This window comes from Streptosporangium minutum (assembly GCF_002149035.1).
In the GTDB taxonomy this organism is placed as follows: Bacteria; Actinomycetota; Actinomycetes; order Streptosporangiales; family Streptosporangiaceae; genus Streptosporangium; species Streptosporangium minutum.
In genome coordinates this window covers 1-7,485 of the sequence record NZ_NGFP01000360.1, presented here as the reverse complement: position 1 = coordinate 7,485, position 7,485 = coordinate 1, and the positions used below count along the sequence as shown (strand labels likewise).

Genomic DNA, 7,485 nt, shown 5'->3' with positions numbered 1-7,485 from the left:
GGGCGGTTCCGCGGCGGCCGGGGCCGGCCCGCTGCCGGGCAGGCGGAGGCCGTTCTTGGGGCGGATGACCAGCATGGTGCGGTCGGCGTCGAACTCCTCGTCCGCCGGGGGCGTGGCGGCGGAAGCCGGCGGGGCGGGAGTCGCGGGCGTCACTGGTTTCACGGGGGCTGCCGCTTTCACGGGAATCACCGGCGTCATGAACGCCGGGTCCACCGAGGTCGAAGGAGTGTCGGCCACCGCCCGGAGCATCGCCGCCGCCTGGGCCGGCGCCAGCCGTACCGTGTGGTCCCGTTCCAGGAGTTGTTCGAGCACGGGGCGGAGCGGCCCGGCCTGGGTCGGCGGGTCGGCTCTGTCGGTCATCAGCGCGGCGAGGGTCTCGGCCACCGAGGACCGTTCGTAGGCCGGCCGGCCCTCCACCGCGAAATACAGCGTGGCGCCGAGGGACCAGAGATCCGACTCGGGTCCGGTGTGCTCCCCGCGAGCCCGCTCGGGCGCGGTGTATCCGGGGGAGCCGATCACCATGCCGGTCTTGGTGAGGTTGGTGTCGCCCTCGGCCTTGGCGATGCCGAAGTCGGTGAGCACCACCCGGCCGCTCTCGGTGATCAGCACGTTGCCGGGCTTGACGTCGCGGTGGAGCACCCCCTGGGCGTGGGCGGCCCGCAGCGCGCCGAGAAGGTCCACCCCGATCTCGGCGACCAGCCGGGGCGGCAGCGGCCCCTCCTCTTCGATCACCTGTTCCAGGGAGCGCGCCTGTACGAGCTCCATGATGATCCATGGGCTGCCGTTCTCGATGATCGCATCGTGGACGGTGGCCACGGAGGGATGGCTGATCCGGGCAGCCGTACGACCCTCGCGGATCATGCGCTCTCGGAGTTCGGCGCGCTGTGCTTCGCTGAGCCCGGACTCCTGGCGGATCTCCTTGACTGCGACCTCACGGCCCAGGGAACGGTCGTAGGCACGCCAAACCGTGCCCATGGTGCCCCGGCCGAGGGGTGTGATCAGCTCGTAGCGGTCAGCGAGCACGCGCGTCTGCTGTTCCGGCATGAGAAGAAGATAGCGATTCTTGCTTGAAGATCGCTTTATCCGCGCTTACGAAGTTCCCTGGGCCACAGAAGTCGCGGGAGCATCAATCGTATGAAAGGCGTCATGAATCGGATGAACGGGCGCTGAGCAGGGGGGCGTTCCGACGGCTTGCGGTGTACGCCCTCGGCCGGACGCCGGTGCCCGCGGGGGTGCGGCACCGGGGTCGGCACGGGCAGCGGGGCCGGGATCGGCGCGGAGCCGACCCGATGTGTCCCGCGGTGCTGCGGGCGGCGGTTGAACGAGGGGACGGTGATCGTCGCGGTGTTCCTGACGGTCCTGCTCGCGGCCTGGGCGACCGGCTCCTCGGCCGATCCGCCGGCCGCCACCCGGGAGAGCATCAGCGAGGCGCGCACCGCGTCGAGCCGGGCGTTCGGGTCGATCTTGAGCAGGCCCTGCAGCACCGGGGTCAGCGGCCCGGCCTTCTCCATCGGGATGGGCTCGCCGCTGGTCAGCGCCGCCAGCGCGGCGGCGGCCGTACGGCGTCCGTGCAGGCCGCGGCCCTCGACGGCGGTGTAGAGGGTGGCGCCGAGCGACCACAGGTCGCCGGAGGGGTGGGCCTTGGCGCCCAGCACCCGCTCGGGGGCGATGTATCCGGCCGAACCGAGCACGATGCCCGCCTGGGTGATCGACACGTCGCCTTCGAGGGCGGCCAGGCCGAAGTCGGTGAGCACCGCCCGGTCGTCGGTCACCAGGACGTTGCTGGGCTTGACGTCGCGGTGCAGGATCCCCTTGGCGTGTACGGCACGCAGCGCGCCCAGCACCTGCCGCCCGATCTCCGCCACCTGGCGCGGCGGGAGCGGGCCCCGGTCCTGGAGGAGCTGCTCCAGGGACCTGGCCCGGAGCAGCTCCATCACGATCCAGGGGCGCTCGTCCTCGGTGACGACGTCGAAGACGGTGATCACCGAGGGGTGGGCGACCATCGCGGTCGCCCGGCCCTCGCGCTCGGTCCTGGCGCACAGCTCCGCCCGCAACTCCTCGTCGAGGACGAGGGGCAGCCGCACCTCCTTGACGGCCACCTCCCGGTCGAGCAGCTCGTCGTGCGCTCGCCAGACGGTGCCCATGCCGCCGCGCCCAACCGGTTCTGACAGCCGGTAGCGCGCTGCGAGAAGATATCCGGACGGCGCACGCATGTGGGGCAGCTTACCGATTTGCGTAATGCGACCAGTAGAGACCGGGCCGAATCTTCTTGCGTTCTTCGGTCAGATTTTCGCGCTCGTGACAGTTGAGAAACGCTGAGTGACATCCGTCCAATTGACGAGGCTCCACAGCTTCTCGACGTAGTCGGGACGCACGTTGCGGTACTGCAGGTAGTAGGCGTGCTCCCAGGCGTCGAAGACCAGCAGCGGGGTGGTGTTGATCCCGACGTTGCCGTGGTGGTCGTAGACCTGCTCGATCACCAGGCGGCGCGACAGCGGCTCCCAGGCGAGGATGCCCCAGCCGGAGCCCTGGACGCCGGCCGTGGCGGTGGTGAGCTGCTTCTGGAAGGCCTCGAACGAGCCGAAGTGCTCGTCGATCGCCGCGGACAGCTCGCCGTCGGGGCGGTCGCCGCCGTCGGGGGAGAGATTCTGCCAGAAGATCGAGTGCAGCACGTGCCCGGACAGGTTGAAGGCGAACGTCTTCTCCAGTCCGACCAGCCCGCCGAACTCGCCCTTGTCGCGGGCCTCGGCCAGCCGCTCCAGCGTGTCGTTGGCGCCCTTGACGTAGGCGGCGTGGTGCTTGGAGTGGTGCAGCTCCAGGATCTCGCCGGTGATCGCGGGCTCCAGTGCCGCGTAGTCGTAGGGCATATCCGGAAGGGTGTACTCACCCATGGGGTCTACCTCCTCGTTGATCACTGCTCCTTCGGACACTATTGCAACCTTCATGCATCTGCATCAGTCTTGCGACCTAGGTCTCTCAGTTATTGCGAATATCTCGCAACTACTTCATGATGGCAGATGTCAGTTTGGTCCAGAGGGGGTCTCGTGCCTGCAGGGCTGACGTTCGGTCGAGTGCCTGCCGCCGCGGCGTTGAGATCGGTCTACACGGCGGCGTTCGCACCGCCGCCGTGGCACGAGACCCCTGATCAGATCGACGCCTTCGCCGGCCGGCTGGCCTCTCACTCCCGGACGCCCGGATTCCGCTGCGACATCGCCTATCTGGCCGGCGAGCCCGCCGGGTTCACCTACGGCTTCCCGACCCCGGACCCCTGGCCGGTCGACCGCCTCTACCCCTCCATCGCCGGCGCCGTCGGCGACCTGTCGGTCCTGACCTCCCGTTTCGAGGTCCACGAGGTCGCGGTCGACCCCCGCTTCGCCGGGCAGGGCATCGGCGCCGCCCTGGTCCGGCGCGTCATCGCCGGCGCGGGCGGCTCCTGGCTGGTCACCTCGCCGAAGGCCGCCGCCGCCGTCCGCCTCTACGAACGCCTCGGCTGGAGCTGCCTCCGTGAGTTCACGGTCCGTGGCGACGCCTTCCGGATCTACCTCTCACCCGACGCCTGATCCCCCGTACGTCCCGGACCGGTATGTCGAGGCGGGCGGGACGTCCGTCGACCCCTCCGGTGACCATGCCTTCCGGGCCCGGCTGGACGCGGGGCACGTCTAACCCCCGTAGGACCAGCCCGTCCAGGACTCCACCGCGATCAGGACCACCGGGCCCCGGGGAGGGCGGTCGCGGTACTGCGGGTAGCGCTCCGCCAGACGCGCGAGGGCCCGTTCCCGGTCCGCGCCGTCCCCCGCGACCCGGGCCCTCCCGTCCGCGCGGACCCACCACAGCCGCGTCCAGTCGTCGTCGTAGTGGTCCACCAGCAGGCAGACCCGGTCGTTGGCCGCGATGTTGCGCAGGCGACGGAGGTCCGTCGTGCGTTTGGGCTTGTGATCGACCGCGAAGGCGACCGTGTCGCCGTCCAGGTCGAAGGTGACGGGCACCAGGTGGGGCCTGCCGTGGGCGTCGGCCGTGGCCAGCCGGGCGACCCGGGCGTCCCGGAACCGGGCGCGGGCCTCGAGCTCGTCCATCCCGCCATTCAACATCGCGGTGGACGGGCCACGGCCCACCGGCCGTGGCCGGTGGGCTATCGGCGGCCGATGGACAGGACGGGACCGGTCGAGTCGCTGAAGAAGTCCTCGCCCTTGTCGTCCACGACGATGAAGGCGGGGAAGTCCTCGACCTCGATCCTCCAGACGGCCTCCATCCCGAGTTCGGGGTATTCCAGGACCTCGACCTTCTTGATGCAGTCCTGGGCGAGACGGGCGGCGGGGCCGCCGATGGAGCCGAGGTAGAAGCCGCCGTGGGCCGCGCAGGCGTCGGTGACCTGCTTGGAGCGGTTGCCCTTGGCGAGCATGATCTTGGAGCCGCCGGCGGCCTGGAAGCGCTCGACGTAGGAGTCCATGCGGCCGGCGGTGGTGGGGCCGAAGGAGCCGGAGGCGTAGCCCTCGGGGGTCTTGGCGGGACCGGCGTAGTAGACCGCGTGGTCCTTGAGGTACTGCGGCATCTCGCCGCCGGCGTCGAGCAGCTCGCCGATCTTGGCGTGGGCGATGTCGCGGGCGACGACGAGGGGACCGCTCAGGGACAGGCGGGTCTTGACCGGATACTTGGTCAGTTCGGCGAGGATCTCCGGCATCGGTCGGTTGAGGTCGATCCGCACGACGTCGTCCGACAGGTGCTCGTCGGTGGTCTCCGGCAGGAACCTCGCCGGGTCGGTCTCCAGCTGCTCCAGGAAGATCCCCTCAGGCGTGATCTTGGCCAGGGCCTGGCGGTCGGCGCTGCAGGAGACCGCGACGGCGACCGGGCAGGAGGCGCCGTGGCGGGGGAGGCGGATGACGCGGACGTCGTGGCAGAAATACTTGCCGCCGAACTGCGCGCCGATGCCCAGCTTCTGGGTGAGCTCGAAGACCTTGGCCTCCAGCTCGGTGTCGCGGAAGCCGTGCCCGCTCGGGGAGCCCTCGGTGGGGATGGCGTCCAGGTAGCGGGCGCTGGCGTACTTGGCCGTCTTCAGGGCGAACTCGGCGGAGGTGCCGCCGACGACGATCGCCAGGTGGTACGGCGGGCACGCGGCGGTGCCGAGGGAGCGGATCTTCTCCTCCAGGAACTGGAGCATCCGCTTCTCGTTGAGGACCGCCTTGGTCTCCTGGTACAGGAACGACTTGTTGGCGCTGCCGCCGCCCTTGGCCATGAACAGCAGCTTGTACTCGTCCGGGTGGCCGTGGGGGTCCTCGGCGTAGAGCTCGATCTGCGCGGGGAGGTTGGAGCCGGTGTTCTTCTCCTCCCACATGGTGATCGGGGCCATCTGGGAGTAGCGCAGGTTCAGCTTGGTGTAGGCGTCGTAGACGCCGCGTGAGATGTGCTCGGCGTCGGCGCCGTCGGTGAGCACGTGGCGGCCGCGCTTGCCCATCACGATCGCGGTGCCGGTGTCCTGGCACATCGGGAGCACGCCGCCGGCCGAGATCGAGGCGTTCTTCAGCAGGTCGAGGGCGACGAAGCGGTCGTTCCCGCTGGACTCGGGGTCCTCGATGATCTTGCGGAGCTGGGCGAGATGGGACGACCGGAGATAGTGGGAGATGTCGTGGATCGCCGTCTCGGTCAGCAGCCGGAGCGCCTCGGGTTCGACCTCCAGGAACCTGCGGCCCGCAGCCTCGACCACGCGCACCCCCTCGGCGCTGATCAGACGGTATCGCGTCTCATCCGGTCCCATGGGGAGCAGGTCGGTGTAGTCGAACTCGGGCATCGTCTTCGATCCTCCGTGCCGGGGGCCTTCGGTCCTCCTAGAGGGTACGGCCTCCCCGTCGCGCCCGGCTGTCGCGGTCGGGGAGGGAGGCGGGTAGCTCGTCACGGCACAGATAACGGGGTGACATGAGACGAAAAATCAGTATTTGGGATAAGCATTAAGTGCCCGTTGCGTCCATTGTCCCCATATGTCCGAAGACCCAGAGGAAGCTGGAAAAGGACCGGGTCACACATCAGGCGGAAGCCGGAGGGCACCATGGACGCCGCCAACACCATCATGAGCAGCAATATCGTCATGATCGCGATAATCGCGGTTGTCGTGATCGTCGGACTGACCGTCTCGTTGATCGTCCTCACGCTCAGGAACATCAGGGAGATCGACGGCCAGACGCCCCAATGGCCGGTGAGCTGGCCGGAGCCGCCGGTGAACCTGCCCCAGCAGCAGGTCGACGTCCCTCAGCAGCGGGCGAGCCTGCCGCAGTCGCAGGCCGACCAGCCGCACTGAGGCCGATGACGATCCCGGTGACCACCAGGGCGGCTCCGAGCAGATCGGGCGCCGAGGGCGTGCCCAGACCGAGGACCGCGCCGGTGGCGATGGCGCCGACCGGGATCAGCCCGGCGAACAGCCCCGCTGTCGCGGCGCCGATCCGGGGCAGCGCGTCGTACCAGAGGAAGAAGGCGACGGTGGTCACGATCACCGACTGGTAGCCGAGGCCCAGGGCCTCGGGGAGGGTCGGCACGCGCAGCATCGCGGTGCCGTCCAGGAGCAGGCCGGTGACGGCCAGCAGCGGCACGGCCAGCGCGGCCGAGTAGGCCGAGACGCGGACCGCCCCCAGCTTGGGCAGCAGCGGGATGGCCAGCAGCGAGAAGCAGAGCTCGCAGAACAGCGCGCCCAGCGACCACATCAGTCCCGGCAGGTCGCCGCTGCCCAGTCCGGTGGCCAGCGTCGCCCCGGCCACCACCACCGCCGCCGCTCCCAGGACGCGGGGGGAGGGGCGGCCGCCGAGCAGCGCCAGCGCCAGCGGGACGGTGCCGAGCACGGTGCCGACCAGGGCGGGGCCGCCGCGCCGGGTGGCCTCGATCACGCAGACGTTGAAGATCACCAGTCCGAACAGCGACAGCGCGGCCAGCAGCGCGCCCTCGCGGACTGTGAGCCGTACGGCCCGCAGGCCGGCGAGCCGGGTGACGGCGAGCAGGACGGCGGCGGCGAGCAGGTAGCGGAGGGCCTGACCGCCGTAGACCGGGTAATCCTGGATCACGCCGGAGACCCCGGCCAGGGTGCCGACCAGGAACATGGCCACCGCCGCCTGGCTCAGGCCCCGGATCCGCGCCGGAGGGGCGGTGATGCTGACATCTGTGCTCATGTCGGCCATGCTAGGAAGCCAATGGTTCCCGTACGGGGTCCAATGCAGCGCTAAAAAAGAGGACCAATTGGCCGATCTGCATCTGGTGGTCGACCGGGCGGCGGGTGGGATCGCCGGGCAGATCGCCCGCGAGCTCCGGGAGGCCGTACGGCGGGGCAGGCTCCCGGCCGGCGGGCGGCTGCCCGCCAGCAGGGAGCTGGCCAGGGACCTGGGGCTGTCGCGCGGCGTGGTCGTGGAGGCCTACGAGCAGCTCGTCGCGGAGGGACTGCTGATCTCCCGGGTCGGCGCGGGCACCAGCGTGGCCCCGGCGGCGAGCCGCCCCCCGGACGCGGCCAGGGCC

At 70.2% G+C, this 7,485-nt stretch carries 9 protein-coding genes; 2 read left to right on the top strand and 7 right to left on the bottom strand.

Annotated features, from left to right (window positions below; all coding sequences use genetic code 11):
* The 3 genes from CA984_RS47530 to CA984_RS41335 form a co-directional block, all read right to left on the bottom strand.
* Positions 1-1,044, bottom strand: a 1,044-nt coding sequence (locus CA984_RS47530; RefSeq protein WP_207621238.1) for a serine/threonine-protein kinase, incomplete at its 3' end; no start/stop codon positions are given.
* 35 nt (positions 1,045-1,079) lie between these two features.
* On the bottom strand, positions 1,080-2,213 hold the full coding sequence (locus CA984_RS41340) for a serine/threonine-protein kinase (protein WP_086578787.1): 1,134 nt from the start codon (positions 2,211-2,213) through the stop codon (positions 1,080-1,082).
* Between the two features lie 69 nt (positions 2,214-2,282).
* Positions 2,283-2,891: a superoxide dismutase gene (locus tag CA984_RS41335; protein WP_012894880.1), complete on the bottom strand. Its 609-nt coding sequence runs from the start codon at positions 2,889-2,891 to the stop codon at positions 2,283-2,285.
* 153 nt (positions 2,892-3,044) lie between these two features.
* Between CA984_RS41335 and CA984_RS41330 the strand changes: the two genes are divergently transcribed.
* On the top strand, positions 3,045-3,560 hold the full coding sequence (locus tag CA984_RS41330) for a GNAT family N-acetyltransferase (RefSeq protein ID WP_165781613.1): 516 nt from the start codon (positions 3,045-3,047) through the stop codon (positions 3,558-3,560).
* 99 nt (positions 3,561-3,659) lie between these two features.
* On the opposite strand, the gene CA984_RS41325 is transcribed toward CA984_RS41330, so the two are convergent.
* From CA984_RS41325 to CA984_RS41310, 4 genes are all read right to left on the bottom strand, one after another.
* Positions 3,660-4,073: a TIGR03668 family PPOX class F420-dependent oxidoreductase gene (locus CA984_RS41325; protein WP_086578785.1), complete on the bottom strand. Its 414-nt coding sequence runs from the start codon at positions 4,071-4,073 to the stop codon at positions 3,660-3,662.
* A 56-nt stretch (positions 4,074-4,129) separates the two neighbouring features.
* Positions 4,130-5,782 carry a fumarate hydratase gene (locus CA984_RS41320; RefSeq protein ID WP_086578784.1) on the bottom strand — a complete coding sequence of 551 codons (1,653 nt, stop codon included), beginning with the start codon at positions 5,780-5,782 and terminating at the stop codon, positions 4,130-4,132.
* A gap of 101 nt (positions 5,783-5,883) precedes the next feature.
* Positions 5,884-6,138 carry a hypothetical protein gene (locus CA984_RS41315; protein WP_133061940.1) on the bottom strand — a complete coding sequence of 85 codons (255 nt, stop codon included), beginning with the start codon at positions 6,136-6,138 and terminating at the stop codon, positions 5,884-5,886.
* An 11-nt stretch (positions 6,139-6,149) separates the two neighbouring features.
* A complete protein-coding gene (locus CA984_RS41310; protein WP_242676463.1) occupies positions 6,150-7,145 on the bottom strand; it encodes a DMT family transporter in 996 nt (331 codons plus the stop codon).
* Between the two features lie 67 nt (positions 7,146-7,212).
* Between CA984_RS41310 and CA984_RS41305 the strand changes: the two genes are divergently transcribed.
* Positions 7,213-7,485 (top strand): GntR family transcriptional regulator (locus CA984_RS41305; RefSeq protein ID WP_133061939.1); only part of this gene is annotated, 273 nt, incomplete at its 3' end.

Coding starts and splice junctions, on each gene's coding strand:
- CA984_RS41340 (WP_086578787.1), bottom strand. CDS start 2,213: ATGCGTGCGCCGTCCGGATATCTTCTCGCAGCGCGCTACCGGCTGTCA.
- CA984_RS41335 (WP_012894880.1), bottom strand. CDS start 2,891: ATGGGTGAGTACACCCTTCCGGATATGCCCTACGACTACGCGGCACTG.
- CA984_RS41325 (WP_086578785.1), bottom strand. CDS start 4,073: ATGGACGAGCTCGAGGCCCGCGCCCGGTTCCGGGACGCCCGGGTCGCC.
- CA984_RS41320 (WP_086578784.1), bottom strand. CDS start 5,782: ATGCCCGAGTTCGACTACACCGACCTGCTCCCCATGGGACCGGATGAG.
- CA984_RS41310 (WP_242676463.1), bottom strand. CDS start 7,145: ATGAGCACAGATGTCAGCATCACCGCCCCTCCGGCGCGGATCCGGGGC.